Source organism: Puerhibacterium sp. TATVAM-FAB25, from assembly GCF_046535855.1.
In the GTDB taxonomy this organism is placed as follows: Bacteria; Actinomycetota; Actinomycetes; order Actinomycetales; family Cellulomonadaceae; genus Puerhibacterium; species Puerhibacterium variabilis_A.
Map to the genome: position 1 here is coordinate 219,349 of NZ_JAXUAK010000004.1, position 16,649 is coordinate 235,997.

The window sequence follows — 16,649 nt, forward strand, 5'->3', positions numbered from 1 at the left end:
TCATGGGCGTCGTCAACATCACGCCCGACTCGTTCTCCGACGGCGGGCAGTGGTTCGAGCCCGACGCCGGCGTGCGGCACGGCCTCGACCTGCTGGCCGAGGGCGCGGACATCCTCGACGTCGGCGGCGAGTCGACGCGGCCCGGCGCCGCGCGCGTGCCGCAGGACGAGGAGCTCGCGCGCGTGCTGCCGGTGATCGAGCGGCTCGCCGCGCAGGGCGCGGTGGTCTCCGTCGACACCACCCGGGCGGCGGTGGCCGAGCGCGCGGTCGCCGCCGGCGCCCGCATCGTCAACGACGTCTCCGGCGGCCTCGCCGACCCGCAGATGGGCCGCGTCGTCGCCGAGACCGGCGCCGCGTACGTCTGCATGCACTGGCGCGGCCACGCCGACGTCATGGACTCCCGCGAGGTGTACGACGACGTCGTCGCGGACGTCCGCGACGAGCTCGCCACCCGCCTGGCGGCGCTGGAGTCCGCCGGCGTGCGGCGCGAGCAGGTGGTGCTCGACCCGGGCCTCGGGTTCGCCAAGTCCGGCGACCTCAACTGGCCGCTGCTGGCGCACCTGGACGCGCTGCACGGGCTCGGCCGCCCGGTGCTGGTCGGGGCCAGCCGCAAGCGGTTCCTCGGGCGGCTGCTGGCCGGCGCCGACGGCGCGCCCGCGGCGCCGGCCGAGCGCGACCACGCCACCGCGGCCGTCTCGGCGCTGTCCGCCGCGGCCGGCGCGTGGGCCGTGCGCGTCCACGCCGCGCGAGCCACCGCGGACGCCGTGCGCGTCGCGGCCGCGTGGGAGGCCGCGCGGGCGGAGACTGCCTCCGGCACCACGACCGACGACACGACCGACGACACGACCGACGCTGCGAAGCGACCGACCCCCGGGGAGGCGTCCCGCCCATGACGATCTTCGCGACCCCCGTGGCCGGCCCGGACGGCCTGCCGCTCGACCAGGTGCGCCTGACGGGCGTCACCGCCACCGGCCACCACGGCGTCTTCGCCCACGAGCGCGAGGAGGGCCAGGAGTTCCGCGCGGACGTCGTGCTGCACCTGGACACCCGGCACGCCGCGGCCGGTGACGACCTCGGGGCCACCGTGAGCTACGCCGACGTGGCCGAGGACGTGCACGCCGTCCTCGCCGGCTCGCCGGCCGACCTCGTGGAGACCGTCGCCGAGCGCATCGCCGCCGCCGTGCTGACGCGGCCCGCCGTGGTCGCCGTCGACGTGCGGGTGCACAAGCCGCAGGCGCCGATCACGGTGCCGTTCCAGGACGTCGACGTGGCGATCCGCCGCGACCGGGTGCGCACGCCGGTGGTCGAGGCGTTCCCGGACGCCGGCGCGGACCCGCTCGACGGCGCCGAGCCCCTCGTCGGCGCGGACCCGCTCGTGGGCGCGGAGCCCCTGCCCGCCGTCCGCCCGGGCGAGGCCGCCGGGACCCCGGTGCCCGCCGCCCCGGCGCCGGGGCTCGGACCGGCCGAGCCGAGGCCGGTGTCGGCCCCGGTGCCCGTCCCGTCGGCCGCCGACCGGCTCGACACCGAGCCGGTCGACGCGGTCGACGTGGTGCTCGCGATCGGCGCCAACCTCGGCGACCCGCAGACCACGCTGCGCCAGGCCGTGGTGGACCTCGACGCCCGGCCGGGGCTCGAGGTCGTGGACGTCTCCCCGCTGGCCCGCACGGCGGCGGTGGGCGGCCCCGACCAGCCCGACTACCTCAACGCCGTCGTGCTGGCCCGCACCACGCTGTCGGCGCGCGGCCTCCTGCGTGCCTGCCAGGCGGTGGAGAACGCGCACGGCCGCGTGCGCGAGGAGCACTGGGGCCCGCGCACGCTCGACGTCGACGTGGTGGCCTACGGCGCCCTCGTGGCCGCCGACGACGAGCTCGAGGTGCCGCACCCGCGGGCGCACGAGCGCGCCTTCGTGCTGGTGCCCTGGACCGAGGTCCAGCCCGACGCCGTGCTGCCCGGCCTGGGCGGCGGGCCGGTGGCGCGCCTGGCGGAGACGGCGCCCGACCGCGCCGGCATCCGCTGGATGGCGCTCGACTGGCTGACCGAGCCGACGACGCGCAGCGGCATGCTGCCCGCCGCACCGGTCGAGCAGGTCCCGGCCGAGGAGCCGTTCGACGCGGCGCTCGCGGCCGGAGAGCCGGCGGCCGCCGCCGAGGAGCCGTTCGACGCGGCGCCCGCGGCCGAGGAGCCGGTGGCCGAGGCGGCTCCGCCGGGCGCGGCCGAGCCGTACCCGGGCGAGGAGCCCGCGGCCGACCCGGACGACAGGGAGCACCCCTCCGGAGCCACGGAGGCCGACGCCGTCGAGCGCGGCGAGACCGAGCGGCCCCACGAGCCGCTGGTCACCGGCGTGCCGGCGTCCGGGACGCCGGCCGCCCCGCGGGCGACGACGCCCGGCCCGCTGGCGACGACGCCCGGCCCGCTGGTGGAGGAGTCCGGGATCCTCGCGCCGCGCCCGTTCGTCGAGCCGGTGGGCCGGGCCGACGACGCGCCGCCCGCCGAGCGCGCCGACGACCCGTCGGCCGAGCACCCCGCCGCGCCGCCGGCCCCGTGGGAGCTGCCCGCCGACGCCGCGCCGGCGCCCACCGAGCGACCGCACTGGGCGCCCGTGCACCCGCACGACGAGCCCGAGGCGCCCCGGGCCGGGACGGCGGTCATGACCGCCGTCGAGCCGGCGGACGGCGGCGCGCCGCCGTCGAGCCGCCTCGAGCCCGCCGACCCTGCGGACCCCGAGGGCGAGGACCGCCCCGAGCGGGCCGACCGTGCGGGCGGTGCCGCCGGGAGCGGCACACCCGACGGCGCGGACGCCGCCCGCTGATGCGCCGCACGTCCGTCCGCACGCTGCTCGCCGTCGTCCTCGGCGTCGCCGTCGTGGGCGCGGTGGTCGGCCGCGCGCTCGCCGCCCAGGGCGTGCACCTGCCTCCGGTCGCCTGGGTCGAGGACGTCGCGATCCTCCTGCTCGCCGTGGTGATCTTCTGGATGGGCTGGGCGGTGCGCGCCTACCAGAAGGGCGACCGGCCGGACCTCGACCCGATCCGCGCCGCGCGCACCTTCGTGCTGGCGAAGGCCGGCGCGCTGACGGGCGCGATCCTGGCCGGCCGGTACCTCGCCACCGTGCTGGGGCTGCTCGGCGACCTGGACATCGCCGCGCTGCGCGACCGGGTGCTCGCGGCCGCCGTCGCCGCCCTGTGCGCTCTCGTGCTGGCGGTCGTCGGGCTGGTGGTCGAGAGGTTCTGCGAGCTGCCCCCGCCCGACGACGAGGACGCCGAGGAGGGCGAGGGCGGCGCGGCGCCGATGAGCTGGTGAGGCGGCGTCGCCGCCCGACGCGCGCGGGCGGCCGGGGCTGCTGACCTGGCGCGGCCTCGGTGCGAGGATGGGCGCCATGGCCACCCCAGAGCGCACGTCCGGTGACCCCGCGGCCCCGTTCGAGCCCGACGGCGTCGAGTTCCGCAGCGTCTCGCCGCGCCTGGTGACCGCCCGCCTCGTCTCGGGCGGCATCACCGTGCTCCTGCCGGTGGTGGCCGGGGCCGTGCTCGCGCTCGCGTTCTCCCCGTGGTGGTGGATCCTCGCCGGCGTGCCGGCCGCGATCTTCCTCGCCACCGCCGTGGTCGTGCCGCGCCAGGTGCGCGCGCTCGGCTACGCCGAGCGCGACGACGACCTGCTGGTGCGCAAGGGCGTGCTGTTCCGCTCGCTCGTGGTGGTGCCGTACGGGCGCATGCAGTACGTGGACGTCGAGGCCGGGCCGCTCGACCGCAGGCTCGGCATCGCCAAGGTGCAGCTGCACACGGCCGCGGCGGCCACGGACGCCGTGATCCCCGGGCTGCCCCCGGCGGAGGCCGAGCGGCTGCGCGACCGGCTCTCGGCGCGCGGCGAGGCGAGGCTGGCCGGGCTGTGAGCGCCGCCGACCCGACGCCCCGCGACGGCGTTCGCGACCCGGAGGTGCCCGCGGGCGACCTCACCTGGCACCGCATGCACCCGGTCACGCCGTTCGTGCGGGGCTGGTCGGTGATCCTGGTGGCGGTCGCGTTCGTCGGCCACCAGACGCTCGACCAGCTCGAGGCGGTCGGCGGCGCCGCCGCCGCGGTGGGCCAGGTCTCGGGCCTGTGGTGGAAGGCCACGCTCGCCGGCCTGGTGCTCCTGGCGCTGATCTTCGGCCTCGCCGCCCTCGCCTGGCGCATGACCGCCTACGCGGTCGACGACGACGCGGTCCACCTGCGCAAGGGCGTGGTGTTCCGCCAGCAGCGGCACGCGCGGCTCGACCGGCTGCAGGCCATCGACATCCGCCAGCCGCTGCTGGCGCGGCTCGGGGGGCTGGCCGAGCTCACCCTCGAGGTGGCCGGCGGCAGCGGCTCCGGTGTGGCGATCGGGTTCCTGCGCGAGCAGGACGCCCGCCGCCTGCGCGCCGACCTGCTCGCCCGCGCGGCCGGCGTCAAGGCCCGTCGCGGCGCGCCCGCCCCGGCCGCGGCGCCGGTGGCCGACGCTGCCGCCGCCGCTCCTGTCGCCGCGCCGGACGGCACCCCGGCCGACGGCGTGCCCGGCGCCCCCGTCGGCACGCCCGCCGGCCCCACCGCCGCCGACGGCGCGCCTGTCGCCGCCGACGGCGCCCGTCCCGACGGCGCCCCGCTCGACCGCACCGCGCCGGCCGGCCCCGCCGCCGGCCTCGGCGACATCGGCGGCCTCGGCGACGTCGACGACGTCGACGGCGTCGGTGACGTCGACGACATCGACGAGGCGCCCGAGGAGCAGCTCTACGAGGTGCCGGCGGGCCGGCTCGTGCACTCGCTGCTGCGGTCCCCGGCCCTGTGGTTCGTCGCGCTCGGCCTCGTCGGCATGGTCGTCGCCGTCGCGCTGACGCGGAACCTCGGCATCCTCGTGTCGGCCGCCCCGGCGGTGCTCGGCGGCGGCGGCTACCTGTTCCAGCGCTTCGCCGGCGAGTTCGGGTTCCGCGCGGCGCTGTCCCCGGACGGCATCCGGCTGCGCCACGGCCTGCTCGAGACCCGGGCCCAGACCATCCCGCCCGGCCGCGTCCAGGCGGTCTCGCTCACGCAGGGCCCGCTGTGGCGCGGCCCGGACTGGTGGCGCGTCAAGGTCAACGTGGCCGGGTACGCGACGGGCGAGAACACCGAGTCGCAGAACGTGCTGCTGCCCGTGGGCCCGCGCGCCGAGGCGCTCACCGCGCTCTGGCTCGTGCTGCCCGACCTGGGCACCGAGGACCCGCTGCGCCTGCTCGACGAGGGCCTGACCGGCACGGATGCCGACGGGGCGTTCACCGTCGCGCCGCGGCGCTCGCGCTGGCTCGACCCGGTGGCGTGGCGGCGCAACGGGTTCGCCGTCACCGACCGTGCCCTGCTGCTGCGCAGCGGCCGCGTCGTGCGCCGGCTCGTGCTGGTGCCGCACGAGCGCACCCAGTCGCTCGCGGTCGCGCAGGGGCCGTGGCAGCGCCGGCTGGGCCTCGGCACGTTCACCGTGCACTCGACGCCGGGCCCGGTCGCGCCCGCCGTGGCGCACCTCGACGCCGCCGACGCCGGTCGGCTGCTCGAGGAGCAGGCGCGCCGCGCCCGCACCGCCCGCGCCGCCGCCGGGCCGGAGCGCTGGATGGAGCAGCGGGCCCAGGTGGCCGAGGCGAACCGCGCCGACGTCGCGCCCGCCGAGGCGGTCGCCCGCACGGAGGCCGCCGTCCCGGGCGCGGACGCCGGCCCGGAGGTGCGGGGATGACCGACCGGCGTCCCGGCCGACTCGGCGTCGGCGTCGTCGGTGCCGGCCGGGTCGGCGCGGTGCTGGGCAGCGCCCTGCGCGCCACCGGCCACGCCGTCGTCGGCGCCAGCGGCATCAGCGAGGCCTCGCGCGAGCGCATCGCCACGCTGCTGCCCGGCGTCCCCACCCTCACGGTCGAGGAGGTCGTGGAGCGCTCGGAGCTCGTGCTGCTCGCGGTGCCCGACGACGCCCTGGCCGACCTCGTCGCCGGGCTCGCCGGCGTCGGCGCGTGGCAGACCGGCCAGCTCGTCGTGCACACCTCCGGCCGGCACGGCACCGCGGTGCTCGAGCCGGCGCGCCAGGCGGGCGCGATCCCGCTGGCGGTCCACCCGGCGATGACGTTCACCGGCACCTCGCTCGACCTGGCGCGCCTCGAGGGCACCACCTTCGCGGTCACCGCGCCCGCGGCGGTCCAGCCGATCGGGCAGGCGCTCGTCGTCGAGGTCGGCGGCGAGCCCGTGATCGTCGACGAGGCCTCCCGGCCGCTCTACCACGCGGCCCTGGCGCACGGCGCCGACCACCTCGTCGTCCTCGTGGCGCAGGCCGCGCAGGCGCTCGAGGCCGCCGGCGTCGCGCAGCCGGGCCGCCTGCTGCGCCCGCTGCTCACGGCCGCGCTCGACGGTGCGACGCGCGCCGCGGACACGCGCGAGGACGGCGCGGGGCCCGGCGCGGTGGCGGCGCTCGGCGGAGCGGTGCCGGCCGGCGACGCTGTGGCTGTGGCCGCGCACCTGGAGGCCCTCGGCGGCCTCGCGGCCCGCACGGGCGCGACGGACCTGCCGGCGTCGTACGCGCAGCTCGCCCGCGGCGCCGCCCGCCGCGCCGTCGCGAGCCACCGGATCGACGACGCCGCGGCCCAGCGGCTGCTCGACGTCCTTGGCGCCCACCGCCCGGCGGACGACTGACCCCGCCGGCCGTCGTCAGCACGAGCGCAGGCTCCGACCTGCGCTCGTGCTGACAACCCTGAGGGAGTGACCGGTACCTCTCGGACGGGTGCCCGAGAGCCCGGATCGCGGCCGTCCGGCGCCGGTAGGATCGGCTGGTGACCTCCGCCGAGAACACCCCCGCTCCCGACGCCGACGACCTGCCCGAGCAGCTGCGCGTCCGCCGCGAGAAGCGCGAGCGGATCATCGCCGCCGGGGGCGAGGCCTACCCGGTGGGCGTGCCCGTCACGCACACGATCGAGCAGGTCCGCGAGTCCTACGCGCACCTCGAGGCCGGCCAGGAGACCGAGGACGTCGCGGGCGTCGCCGGCCGCGTCGTGTTCCTGCGCAACACCGGCAAGCTGTGCTTCGTCACGCTGCAGGACGGCGCCGGCCACCGCCTCCAGGCGATGCTGAGCCAGAAGGAGGTCGGCGAGGAGCGGCTGGCCGCGTTCAAGGCCGACGTCGACCTCGGCGACCACCTGTTCGTGCACGGCCGCGTCGGCTCGTCGCGCCGCGGCGAGCTGAGCGTCTTCGCCGACGAGTGGCAGATCGCCGCCAAGGCGCTGCGCCCGCTGCCGGTGCTGCACAAGGACCTCAGCGAGGAGTCGCGCGTCCGCCAGCGGTACGTCGACCTCATCGCGCGCCCGGCCGCGCGGGACATGGTGCGGCTGCGGGCCGGCGTCGTGCGCTCGATGCGCGACAACTTCCACCGGCGGGGATATCTCGAGGTCGAGACCCCGATGCTGCAGACGATCGCCTCCGGCGCGGCGGCGCGTCCGTTCGAGACGCACATGAATGCCTATGACATCGACCTCTATCTGCGAATCGCCCCGGAGCTTTTCCTGAAGAAGGCGGTCGTGGGCGGCGTCGAGCGCGTCTTCGAGATCAACCGCAACTTCCGCAACGAGGGCGCCGACTCCACGCACTCGCCGGAATTCGCGATGCTCGAGGCCTACGAGGCCTACGGCGACTACGACACGATGGCCGAGCTCACCCAGGACCTCGTGCAGACCGCCGCGCAGGAGGTCCTCGGCGGCACGCTGGTGACGCTCGCGGACGGCGAGGAGTACGAGCTCGGCGGGCAGTGGGCGCAGCTGACCATGTACGGCTCGCTCTCGGAGGCGCTGGGGGAGGAGATCACCCCCGAGACGTCGGTCGAGGACCTGCTGAAGATCGCCGCGAGGCTGGACGTGGACGTCGAGCGGAAGGCCGTCAACCACGGCAAGCTCGTCGAGGCGCTGTGGGAGCACCAGGTGGGTGACCACCTGAGCGCCCCGACGTTCGTGCGGGACTTCCCGGTGGAGACCTCCCCGCTGACGCGCGACCACCGCAGCGTCCGCGGCCAGGTGGAGAAGTGGGACCTGTACGTGCGCGGGTTCGAGCTCGCCACCGCCTACTCCGAGCTCGTGGACCCGGTGATCCAGCGCCAGCGCTTCGAGGCGCAGGCAATGCTCGCCGCGGCCGGCGACGCCGAGGCCATGAAGCTCGACGAGGACTTCCTCACCGCGATGGAGTACGCGATGCCCCCGGCCGGCGGCATGGGCATGGGCGTCGACCGCCTGCTCATGGCCCTGACCGGGCTGGGGATCCGCGAGACCATCCTGTTCCCGCTCGTGAAGCCGCAGGCCTGAGGACCACGAGGTCACCGTCATGAACCCGGACGTCATCACCGCGTCGCTCATCGCGCTCGCGCCCTCGGTGGGCGTGGGCCTGCTCTTCTGGTTCGCGATGCGCAAGATCTTCCGCGCCGACCGCAACGAGCGCGAGGCGCTCGCGCGGCTCGACGCGGAAGACGCGCGGCGCGCTCAGGAATCGGCCGGTCCGGCGGGTTCCACGTCGTCCCCGGAATGACGCCCGGCGCAAATACCTTTCGCGTCGACCGCTAAGGCGCACGCATTAGGGAAATGCCCCGCGCGTCGCGTTGACACCGGAATGCGCTACGGCCATGCTCAATGCGTCGTAGACATTCCTGCCGGTGAAAGGCGGTCCTTCGTGGTCCAGAAGACTCAGGTCGTTCTCATCGACGACATCGACGGCGCGGAGGCGGAGGAGACCGTCTCTTTCGCTCTCGACGGCGTCACCTACGAGATCGACCTCAGCTCGGCGCACGCCGCCGAGCTGCGTGACGCGTTCGCGACGTGGATCGGCCACGCGCGCAAGACGACCACGCGCATGGGCGCCCGTCCCAGCGGCAGCGCCCCCCGCCGCACCGGGACCGACCGTGCGCAGCTCGCGAAGATCCGCGAGTGGGCCAAGGAGAACGGCTACCAGGTCTCCGACCGCGGCCGCATCTCCTCCGAGGTCATGAACGCCTTCGAGGCGGCGCACTGATCCCGCGCTGATCCCGCGCTGATCCCGCGCTGACCCCGACCGGCGGCCCCGGCGCCGCCGGCCCGCACCGCGCCCCGTCCGGGTCTCCCCGGCCGGGGCGTTGTGCTGTCCGGCCGCGCCGGCGGGGAGCGTGCGACGCCGCGGCCTGCGGGCGCCGCGCGCCGCAATAGGCTTCTCGCCATGACGTCTGACCGGGCCGCGACCCGCGCCCTGTGGATCGGCACCTACCAGCGCGAGGGCGCCTCTCCCGGTTCCGGCGAGGGCGTCTGGCGCGTGGACGTCGACCTGCGCACCGGTGCCTTCGGCGAGCCCCGGCTCGCGGTCACGCTGCCCGCGCCGTCGTTCCTGGCGCTGCACCCCTCGGGCCGCACGCTGTACGCGGTGGGGGAGGACGACCCGGGCACGCTCACCGCGCTCGAGGTGCTCGACGGCGAGGACGCCGCGGGCGGGGACGCGCCCGCCACCCTCCTGGCCGCCGTCGGCTCGCTCGCCTCGGGCGGGGCGTTCCCCTGCCACGTGCTGGCGCTCGACGGCGAGGTCTGGGTGGCCAACTACGGCGACGGCGTCGCCGCGCGGCTGCCCGTCGACCCGGCCACCGGCGTGCCCGCCGCCGAGGGCGTCGCCACGTTCCGGCACCACGGGTCCGGCCCGGTCGCCGACCGGCAGGAGGGCCCGCACGCCCACTTCGTCCACCCCGGCGAGGCCGACGAGGTGCTGGTGAGCGACCTCGGCACCGACGAGCTGCGGCGCTACCCCGCGGGCGGCCCGGGCGACGCCGGCGAGGACGCCGCGCGCACCGTCCCGCTGCCGCCCGGCACCGGGCCGCGGCACGCCGTGCGGTGCGCCGGCCACCTCGTCGTCGTCGGCGAGCTCGACGGGCGCGCGCACGTGCTGCTCCCGCAGCCCGACGGCGGGTACGAGCACCTCGGCTCGGCGCCGCTGGTCGACCTCGAGGCCACGCTGCCGGAGGGCACGCCGGTGCAGGCCGCGCACGTCACGGCGAGCCTCGCGGCGCCCGACGAGGCGCTGTACGTGGGCGTGCGCGGCCCCGACGTGCTCACGGTGCTCGGCGTGGCGCCCGCCGGCGTCGAGGCCGGGCCCGGGTCGGTGCTCGACGGCGTCCGCTGGGCGCACCGCGCCGACGTGCCGCTGGGCGCGGGCGCCTGGCCGCGTCACCACGCGGTCGTCGACCGCGGTGCGGCGCGGGCCGAGGGCGGCGGGCCGCTCGCGGCGCACGAGGACCTCGTCGTCGTCGCGCTGCAGGGCACCTCCGAGCTGGTCTCCGTGCGCGTGGACCCGCGCACCGGCGCGGGCGAGGTGGTGCACCGGCTGCCGATGCCGACGCCGCCCGCCTGCGTGCTGGAGGCGTGGTGACGCAGCCGCAGCCCGCCGGCCGCGGGCCGCGCGTGGCGATGCTCTCGGTGCACACCTCGCCGCTCGACCAGCCCGGCACCGGCGACGCCGGCGGCATGAACGTCTACGTGCTCGAGCTGGCGCGCGCGCTGGCCCGCTCCGGCGCCCAGGTGGAGGTCTACACGCGTGCGACGTCGTCGGCGCAGCCGCCGGTGGTCGACGCCGAGCCGGGCATCCGCGTGCTGCACGTGCCCGCCGGCCCGTTCGAAGGGCTCGACAAGAACGACCTGCCCGGGCAGCTGTGCGCCTTCACCGCGGGCGTGCTGCGGGCCGAGGCGCACCGGCCGGAGGGCTGGTACGACGTCGTGCACACCCACTACTGGCTCAGCGGCCAGGTCGGCTGGCTCGCCGCCGAGCGCTGGGACGTGCCGCTCGTGCACACGATGCACACCATGGCGAAGGTGAAGAACGCCGCGCTGGCGCCGGGCGACGCCCCCGAGCCGCGGGGCCGGGTCATCGGCGAGGAGCAGGTGGTGGGCGCGGCCGACGCGCTCGTCGCCTCCACCCGCGAGGAGGCCGCCGACCTCGTCGAGCGCTACGGGGCCGACCCCGACCTGGTGCACGTGGTGGCACCGGGCGTCGACCTGGGCACGTTCACCCCGCTGGCGGGCGGGGAGGCGGCCCGGCGCGCGCTGCGCGAGCGCCTGGGGCTGCCGGTGGACCGCCCCGTGGTGCTGTTCGCGGGCCGCGTCCAGCTCCTCAAGGGCCCCGACGTGCTCGTGCGCGCGCTGCCGCTCCTGACCGGGGCCGCCGGCGGCGACGGCGACAGTGCCGGCGGCGACGGCGACAGTGCCGACGGCGCGGGCGCGCCGCTGCTCGTCGTCCTCGGCGGGGCCAGCGGGCGCGCGACGGCGGTGCGGGAGCTCGAGGCCCTCGCGCACCAGCTCGGCGTGCGCGACCGGGTGCGCGTGCAGCCCCCGGTGCCGCGGCACGAGCTGGCCGACTGGTACCGCGCGGCCGACGTCGTCGCGGTGCCCTCGCACAACGAGTCGTTCGGCCTCGTGGCGGCCGAGGCCCAAGCCTGCGGCACGCCCGTGGTGGCGGCGGCGGTGGGCGGCCTGCGCACCGTCGTCGTCGACGGCGTCTCCGGCGTGCTCGTGCCCGACCACCGGCCCGGCTCGTGGGCGCGGGCGCTCGGCGACCTGCTCGCCGACCCCGAGCGCCGGGCCGCGCTGGGCGCGGGGGCGCGCCGGGCCGGCGAGCGGTTCTCGTGGGAGCGCGCGGCCGCCGCGATGCTCGACGTGTACGAGCAGGCGCGCAAGACGCGCGCGGCCCGGTCCGGATGACATGCGCGGCCGGCGCCATCAGGATGGCCGCATGCCTCTCACCGGTGACTACGCCCCCAGCCCGTCCGAGTGGGCCCGCACGCAGGCCGAGGCCTACGAGTCCTCCCAGGGCACGCAGGCCACGACGCTGCGCGGCATGCCCGTCGTCGTCCTGACGACCGTCGGCGCGCGGACGGGCAGGCTGCGCAAGACCCCGCTCATGCGCGTCGAGCACGACGGCCGGTACGCCGTCGTCGCGTCCCTCGGCGGCGCCCCGCAGCACCCGCAGTGGTACCACAACGTCGTCGCCCACCCGCGGGTGGAGCTGCAGGACGGCTCCGTCAGGCGCGACTACGTGGCCCGCGAGGTGCACGGCGACGAGCGCGCCCGGTGGTGGGAGCTCGCGGTGGCCGCCTACCCCGACTACGCGGACTACCAGGAGCGGACCGAGCGGGTCATCCCCGTGCTGGTCCTCGAGCCGGCCGACGACTGACCGCCGGCGGGCCGGCCGGCACCGTCCGCGCGGCGGCCCCTCGTCGCCCCCGGCCGCGGAACACGGCAGGATGGGACCCATGACCTACACCCTCGTGCTGCTCCGCCACGGCGAGAGCGAGTGGAACGCGAAGAACCTGTTCACCGGCTGGGTCGACGTGGCCCTGTCGGAGAAGGGCGTCGAGGAGGCCAAGCGTGGGGGCACGCTCCTCGCCGAGGCCGGGATCGCGCCGGACGTCGTGCACACCTCGCTGCTGCGTCGCGCGATCATGACCGCGAACTTCGCGCTCGACAAGGCCGACCGCCACTGGATCCCCGTCAAGCGCTCGTGGCGCCTCAACGAGCGCCACTACGGCGCCCTCCAGGGCAAGGACAAGAAGCAGATCCGCGAGGAGTACGGCGAGGAGCAGTTCATGCTCTGGCGCCGCTCGTACGACGTGCCGCCGCCCGAGATCGAGCTCGGCTCGGAGTTCTCGCAGGACGCCGACGTGCGCTACGCCGGCGAGCCGATCCCGCGCGCCGAGGCCCTCAAGCAGGTGCTCGTGCGGGCCCTGCCCTACTGGGACGACGAGATCGTGCCGGACCTCAGGGCGGGCAGGACGGTGCTCGTGGCGGCGCACGGCAACTCGCTGCGCGCCATCATCAAGCACCTCGACGGCATCGACGACGAGACGATCGCCGGCCTCAACGTGCCGACGGGCATCCCGCTGGTCTACGAGCTCGACGAGGAGACCCTCGAGCCCGTGACCCGCGGCGGCACCTACCTCGACCCGGAGGCCGCGAAGGCGGCCATCGCCGCGGTGGCCAACCAGGGCAAGTGACCCGGCCGCCGGCCCCCGGGGGTCGGTAGCGGCAGGGTCGGTAGCGGCCGGCAGGACGACGACGGCGGTGCTCCCCACGGAGGGGAGCACCGCCGTCGTCGTGCCGGGCCGGGTGACGGCGCAGCCGCGGCCGGGCGTGTCAGGCGTTCGCTGCTCGGGCCTTCTGCGCTCAGGCCCTCTCGGCGGCGGCCCGGGGGTCCTCGGCGAACTCGCCGGTCACCAGGAACACGACGCGCCGTGCGATCGACACGGCGTGGTCGCCGAACCGCTCGTAGTAGCGGCCCACCAGCGTGACGTCGATGGCCTCCTGCGTCGTGCCCGACCACTCCGGCGACAGCAGCGCGGCGAACGTGTCGGCGTGCAGGTCGTCCAGGCGGTCGTCGCCGGCCTCGATCGCCTTGGCCAGGTCGACGTCGTGGGTGGACAGCAGCGTGGTGACGCGGCCGGAGACGTCGACCGCAGCCGCGTGCATCTGCTCGAACGTGGCCCGGGCCGAGCCGGTGATCGCCGCGGCGGGGTAGCGGCCGCGCGCCACCTGCGCCACGTGGCGGGCGAGGTCGCCCATGCGCTCCAGCGTGGAGCTCATCCGCAGCGCGGAGACGACGGTGCGCAGGTCGGTGGCCACCGGTGCCTGCTGAGCGAGGAGGTGCACGCAGCGCTCGTCGAGGTCGCGCTGCAGCTGGTCGATCGCGTGGTCGGCCTCGATCACCTCCTGCGCCGTCTGGAGGTCGGCCTCGAGCAGGGCGCGGCCCGCTCGGGTCACGGCCGACTCCACCAGACGGCTCATGGCGACCAGGTCGTCGCCCAGCTGGTGCAGCTCGGCCTCGAAGATCTCTCGCATCAGGTTCCTCTCGCAGGGCGCCCGGGACGTCTGTCGGACGGCGCCACCCGCGCGGACGGGTGCGCGCACGCTCGGGGCACCCCGCCAGGCTGTCATGCGCGCGTGAACGCTCCGGTGAACGACGGGCGCCCTGCCGGTGAACATCAACCGAAGCGCGCGTCGGACCCGGCCACGGTGGCCCGAGGCACTCCTGCGGCGCGCCTACGCTGGCACCGTGGACGAGATCATCCCCGGGGTGTCGGTGCTGGCGGCCGGCATCCTCGGCGTCGTGGTGGGCGTGATCGCCACGGTCGCGTTCCGGGTGTCGGAGCGCGCCCAGCGCCGCGTGCCCGCCGCCGCCACGGCCCCGGAGCTCGAGGACGGCCTCGTGCGCGTGCTGTCGGTGCTGCGGTCCGCGGCCGTGGTGCTCGACGCCGACGACGACGTGCTGCGCGCCTCGCCGCCCGCGTACGCCCTGGGCGTCGTGCGCAACGACGAGGTGGCCCACGCCGCGGTGCGCGAGATGGTCGACGAGGTGCGCCGCGATGGCGTCATCCGCGAGCAGGAGCTCGAGCTGCCCCGCGGTCCCATCGGCTCCGGCACGGTGCTGCTGCAGGTGCGCGTGGCCCCGCTGGGCCGCGACCGCATGCTCGTGCTCGCCGAGGATCGCACCGAGGCGCGCCGCGTCGAGGCCATCCGCCGCGACTTCGTCGTCAACGTCTCGCACGAGCTCAAGACGCCCGTCGGCGCGCTCGCCCTGCTCGCCGAGACGGTGCAGGACGCCGCCGACGACCCGGTGGCGGTGCGCCGGTTCGCCGAGCGCATGCAGCGCGAGGCCACGCGCCTCTCGGCGCTCGTGCACGAGATCATCGAGCTGTCCCGGCTGCAGGCCACGGGCGCGCTGTCCGACGTGCGCACCGTGCAGGTCGCCGACGTCGTGGCCGAGGCGGTGGACCGGGCGCGCACGACGGCGCAGGCCAAGAACATCGTCATCACCGTGGGCGGCGGCGAGGACTGCATCGTCTATGGCGACCACAACCTGCTCGTCACGGCCGTGCGCAACCTGCTCGACAACGCCGTCAGCTACTCGCCGCCCAACACCCGGGTGGGCGTGGGCGTCACGCAGCGCGCCGGGCTCGTCGAGATCGCCGTCGTGGACCAGGGCATCGGCATCGCCGCCGACGAGCAGGAGCGCGTGTTCGAGCGCTTCTACCGGGTGGACCCGGCCCGCTCCCGCGACACCGGCGGCACCGGCCTAGGCCTGTCGATCGTCAAGCACGTGGCGGCCGACCACGGCGGCGACGTGCAGATGTGGTCCGAGCCCGGCAAGGGCTCCACGTTCACCCTGCGCATCCCCGCTGCCGACGTGCAGCACTCCGCCCGGTCGGCGTCGGACGACGACGCCGACCCCGGGCAGACCGACGGCGCCGGTCCCGGCGCCGCCCACACCGGCACGGTCCGGCGCACCGACGGCGCCGGCACCGCCGCGACATCCGAGGAGGTGGGTGCGTGACGCGCATCCTCGTGGTCGAGGACGAGGAGTCCTACCGCGACCCGTTGACCTACCAGCTGACCCGTGAAGGCTTCGACGTCGTCGAGGCCGCCACCGGCACCGAGGCGCTCGAGCGCTACGACGCCGAGGGCGCCGACCTCGTGCTGCTCGACCTCATGCTGCCGGGGCTGCCCGGCACCGAGGTGTGCCGCGAGCTGCGCCAGCGGGGCGACGTGCCCGTCATCATGCTCACCGCCAAGGACACCGAGATCGACAAGGTCGTGGGCCTGGAGCTCGGCGCCGACGACTACGTCACCAAGCCGTACTCGTTCCGCGAGCTGCTCGCGCGCGTCCGGGCCGTGCTGCGCCGCCGCTCGCCCGCCGCGGCGCAGGACGGCACCGGCAGCCCGGACGAGGAGCACGACGGCGTGCTGGAGGTGGGGCCGGTGCGCATGGACGTCGACCGGCACACCGTGCTGGTGGGCGGCGAGCCGGTGGCCCTGCCGCTCAAGGAGTTCGACCTGCTCGAGCTGCTGATGCGCAACGCCGGCCGCGTGCTCACCCGCGGGCAGCTCATCGACCGGGTGTGGGGCCCCGACTACGTGGGCGACACCAAGACGCTCGACGTCCACGTCAAGCGCATCCGCGCGAAGATCGAGCCAGACCCGGGCGCCCCGCGCTACCTGCTGACCGTGCGCGGGCTGGGCTACAAGCTGGCGGACGACGACGCCTGACCCTCGCGGAGCCGTTCCGGGCACGCGGACGCCCGGCCCAGGCGCGCCGACGGTGGCCGGCCCGGTGCGAGCGGGGGTCCGACGGCGGGCGGCGGCGGTCAGTCCTCGACGACGCTGACCGTGACGTCGATGTTGCCGCGCGTCGCGTTGGAGTACGGGCACACCTGGTGCGCGGCGTCGGCCAGGGCCTGCGCCTGCTCGTGCGGCACGCCCGGCAGCACGACCTCGAGGAGCACCTCGAGCCGGTAGCCGCCCTCGCCGTCCGGGCCGATCCCCACGCGGGCGCCGACGCTGCTGTCGGTCACCGCGACCTTCTGCGAGCGGGCCACCGCCTGCAGGGCGGAGTGGAAGCACGCCGCGTAGCCGGCGGCGAACAGCTGCTCGGGGTTGGCGCCCTCGCCGGAACCGCCCATCTCCTTCGGCGGGGCGAGCTCGAGGTCGAGGCGGCCGTCGCTGGTGCGCACGTGGCCGTCGCGGCCGGCGCCGGTGGACAGGGCCTCGGCGGTGTAGAGGGTCGTCATGGGCGTCCTTCCGTGGAGGTGGCCCGCCGTGGCCGCGGACGGGTGACGGGACCGGGCAAATGCGACAGACGCTAGCCCAGAACCTTTCGGGG

Annotated in this window: 17 protein-coding genes; 15 read left to right on the forward strand and 2 right to left on the reverse strand. The window is 76.5% G+C overall.

Features of this window, described 5'->3' with window-relative positions; translation table 11 throughout:
• Positions 1–2 precede the first annotated feature (2 nt).
• The 13 genes from folP (at position 3) to U5M74_RS06465 (ending at position 12,990) form a co-directional block, all read left to right on the forward strand.
• Positions 3–893, forward strand: a complete 891-nt coding sequence (folP, locus tag U5M74_RS06405) for a dihydropteroate synthase (protein ID WP_410907301.1) — start codon at positions 3–5, stop codon at positions 891–893.
• Positions 890–2,809 carry a 2-amino-4-hydroxy-6-hydroxymethyldihydropteridine diphosphokinase gene (gene folK / locus U5M74_RS06410; RefSeq protein WP_410907219.1) on the forward strand — a complete coding sequence of 640 codons (1,920 nt, stop codon included), beginning with the start codon at positions 890–892 and terminating at the stop codon, positions 2,807–2,809. Before folP ends, folK begins: the two co-directional genes overlap by 4 nt.
• Positions 2,809–3,297, forward strand: coding sequence for a DUF3180 domain-containing protein (locus U5M74_RS06415; protein WP_410907221.1), 489 nt, complete (start codon positions 2,809–2,811; stop codon positions 3,295–3,297). The genes folK and U5M74_RS06415 overlap by 1 nt, the downstream gene beginning before the upstream one ends.
• A gap of 76 nt (positions 3,298–3,373) precedes the next feature.
• A complete protein-coding gene (locus U5M74_RS06420; RefSeq protein WP_410907223.1) occupies positions 3,374–3,886 on the forward strand; it encodes a PH domain-containing protein in 513 nt (170 codons plus the stop codon).
• Positions 3,883–5,706, forward strand: a complete 1,824-nt coding sequence (locus U5M74_RS06425) for a PH domain-containing protein (protein ID WP_410907225.1) — start codon at positions 3,883–3,885, stop codon at positions 5,704–5,706. The genes U5M74_RS06420 and U5M74_RS06425 overlap by 4 nt, the downstream gene beginning before the upstream one ends.
• The gene (locus tag U5M74_RS06430; RefSeq protein WP_410907227.1) at positions 5,703–6,647 is read left to right on the forward strand and encodes a Rossmann-like and DUF2520 domain-containing protein; all 945 of its coding nucleotides are present in this window, start codon (positions 5,703–5,705) and stop codon (positions 6,645–6,647) included. The genes U5M74_RS06425 and U5M74_RS06430 overlap by 4 nt, the downstream gene beginning before the upstream one ends.
• Before the next feature lie 137 nt (positions 6,648–6,784).
• On the forward strand, positions 6,785–8,299 hold the full coding sequence (lysS, locus tag U5M74_RS06435; protein ID WP_410907229.1) for a lysine--tRNA ligase: 1,515 nt from the start codon (positions 6,785–6,787) through the stop codon (positions 8,297–8,299).
• 19 nt (positions 8,300–8,318) lie between these two features.
• A complete protein-coding gene (locus U5M74_RS06440; RefSeq protein WP_069984435.1) occupies positions 8,319–8,519 on the forward strand; it encodes a hypothetical protein in 201 nt (66 codons plus the stop codon).
• A 141-nt stretch (positions 8,520–8,660) separates the two neighbouring features.
• Complete coding sequence (locus U5M74_RS06445) at positions 8,661–8,999, forward strand: histone-like nucleoid-structuring protein Lsr2 (RefSeq protein WP_410907231.1); 339 nt, start codon at positions 8,661–8,663, stop codon at positions 8,997–8,999.
• 180 nt (positions 9,000–9,179) lie between these two features.
• Complete coding sequence (locus U5M74_RS06450) at positions 9,180–10,373, forward strand: lactonase family protein (RefSeq protein ID WP_410907233.1); 1,194 nt, start codon at positions 9,180–9,182, stop codon at positions 10,371–10,373.
• A gap of 38 nt (positions 10,374–10,411) precedes the next feature.
• Complete coding sequence (gene mshA / locus U5M74_RS06455; protein ID WP_410907303.1) at positions 10,412–11,698, forward strand: D-inositol-3-phosphate glycosyltransferase; 1,287 nt, start codon at positions 10,412–10,414, stop codon at positions 11,696–11,698.
• 31 nt (positions 11,699–11,729) lie between these two features.
• On the forward strand, positions 11,730–12,170 hold the full coding sequence (locus tag U5M74_RS06460) for a nitroreductase family deazaflavin-dependent oxidoreductase (RefSeq protein ID WP_410907235.1): 441 nt from the start codon (positions 11,730–11,732) through the stop codon (positions 12,168–12,170).
• Between the two features lie 79 nt (positions 12,171–12,249).
• Positions 12,250–12,990, forward strand: a complete 741-nt coding sequence (locus U5M74_RS06465; protein ID WP_069983341.1) for a phosphoglyceromutase — start codon at positions 12,250–12,252, stop codon at positions 12,988–12,990.
• A 169-nt stretch (positions 12,991–13,159) separates the two neighbouring features.
• Here the strand turns inward: U5M74_RS06465 and phoU are convergent, their stop codons facing one another.
• A complete protein-coding gene (gene phoU, locus U5M74_RS06470; protein WP_410907237.1) occupies positions 13,160–13,831 on the reverse strand; it encodes a phosphate signaling complex protein PhoU in 672 nt (223 codons plus the stop codon).
• 214 nt (positions 13,832–14,045) lie between these two features.
• Here phoU and U5M74_RS06475 point away from each other — a divergent pair, with 214 nt between their 5' ends.
• Both U5M74_RS06475 and U5M74_RS06480 read left to right on the forward strand, forming a co-directional pair.
• Positions 14,046–15,323, forward strand: coding sequence for a sensor histidine kinase (locus tag U5M74_RS06475; RefSeq protein WP_410907239.1), 1,278 nt, complete (start codon positions 14,046–14,048; stop codon positions 15,321–15,323).
• Positions 15,320–16,036 carry a response regulator transcription factor gene (locus U5M74_RS06480; protein ID WP_410907241.1) on the forward strand — a complete coding sequence of 239 codons (717 nt, stop codon included), beginning with the start codon at positions 15,320–15,322 and terminating at the stop codon, positions 16,034–16,036. Before U5M74_RS06475 ends, U5M74_RS06480 begins: the two co-directional genes overlap by 4 nt.
• A 98-nt stretch (positions 16,037–16,134) precedes the next feature.
• On the opposite strand, the gene U5M74_RS06485 is transcribed toward U5M74_RS06480, so the two are convergent.
• Complete coding sequence (locus U5M74_RS06485) at positions 16,135–16,557, reverse strand: organic hydroperoxide resistance protein (RefSeq protein ID WP_410907243.1); 423 nt, start codon at positions 16,555–16,557, stop codon at positions 16,135–16,137.
• Positions 16,558–16,649: the final 92 nt, after the last annotated feature.

Bases quoted from the DNA above. Each gene is read 5' to 3' on its own strand.
- U5M74_RS06450 (WP_410907233.1), top strand. From the start codon at position 9,180: ATGACGTCTGACCGGGCCGCGACCCGCGCCCTGTGGATCGGCACCTAC.
- U5M74_RS06420 (WP_410907223.1), top strand. From the start codon at position 3,374: ATGGCCACCCCAGAGCGCACGTCCGGTGACCCCGCGGCCCCGTTCGAG.
- mshA (WP_410907303.1), top strand. From the start codon at position 10,412: ATGCTCTCGGTGCACACCTCGCCGCTCGACCAGCCCGGCACCGGCGAC.
- U5M74_RS06465 (WP_069983341.1), top strand. From the start codon at position 12,250: ATGACCTACACCCTCGTGCTGCTCCGCCACGGCGAGAGCGAGTGGAAC.
- folK (WP_410907219.1), top strand. From the start codon at position 890: ATGACGATCTTCGCGACCCCCGTGGCCGGCCCGGACGGCCTGCCGCTC.
- phoU (WP_410907237.1), bottom strand. From the start codon at position 13,831: ATGCGAGAGATCTTCGAGGCCGAGCTGCACCAGCTGGGCGACGACCTG.
- U5M74_RS06415 (WP_410907221.1), top strand. From the start codon at position 2,809: ATGCGCCGCACGTCCGTCCGCACGCTGCTCGCCGTCGTCCTCGGCGTC.
- folP (WP_410907301.1), top strand. From the start codon at position 3: ATGGGCGTCGTCAACATCACGCCCGACTCGTTCTCCGACGGCGGGCAG.
- U5M74_RS06485 (WP_410907243.1), bottom strand. From the start codon at position 16,557: ATGACGACCCTCTACACCGCCGAGGCCCTGTCCACCGGCGCCGGCCGC.
- U5M74_RS06440 (WP_069984435.1), top strand. From the start codon at position 8,319: ATGAACCCGGACGTCATCACCGCGTCGCTCATCGCGCTCGCGCCCTCG.
- U5M74_RS06430 (WP_410907227.1), top strand. From the start codon at position 5,703: ATGACCGACCGGCGTCCCGGCCGACTCGGCGTCGGCGTCGTCGGTGCC.
- U5M74_RS06460 (WP_410907235.1), top strand. From the start codon at position 11,730: ATGCCTCTCACCGGTGACTACGCCCCCAGCCCGTCCGAGTGGGCCCGC.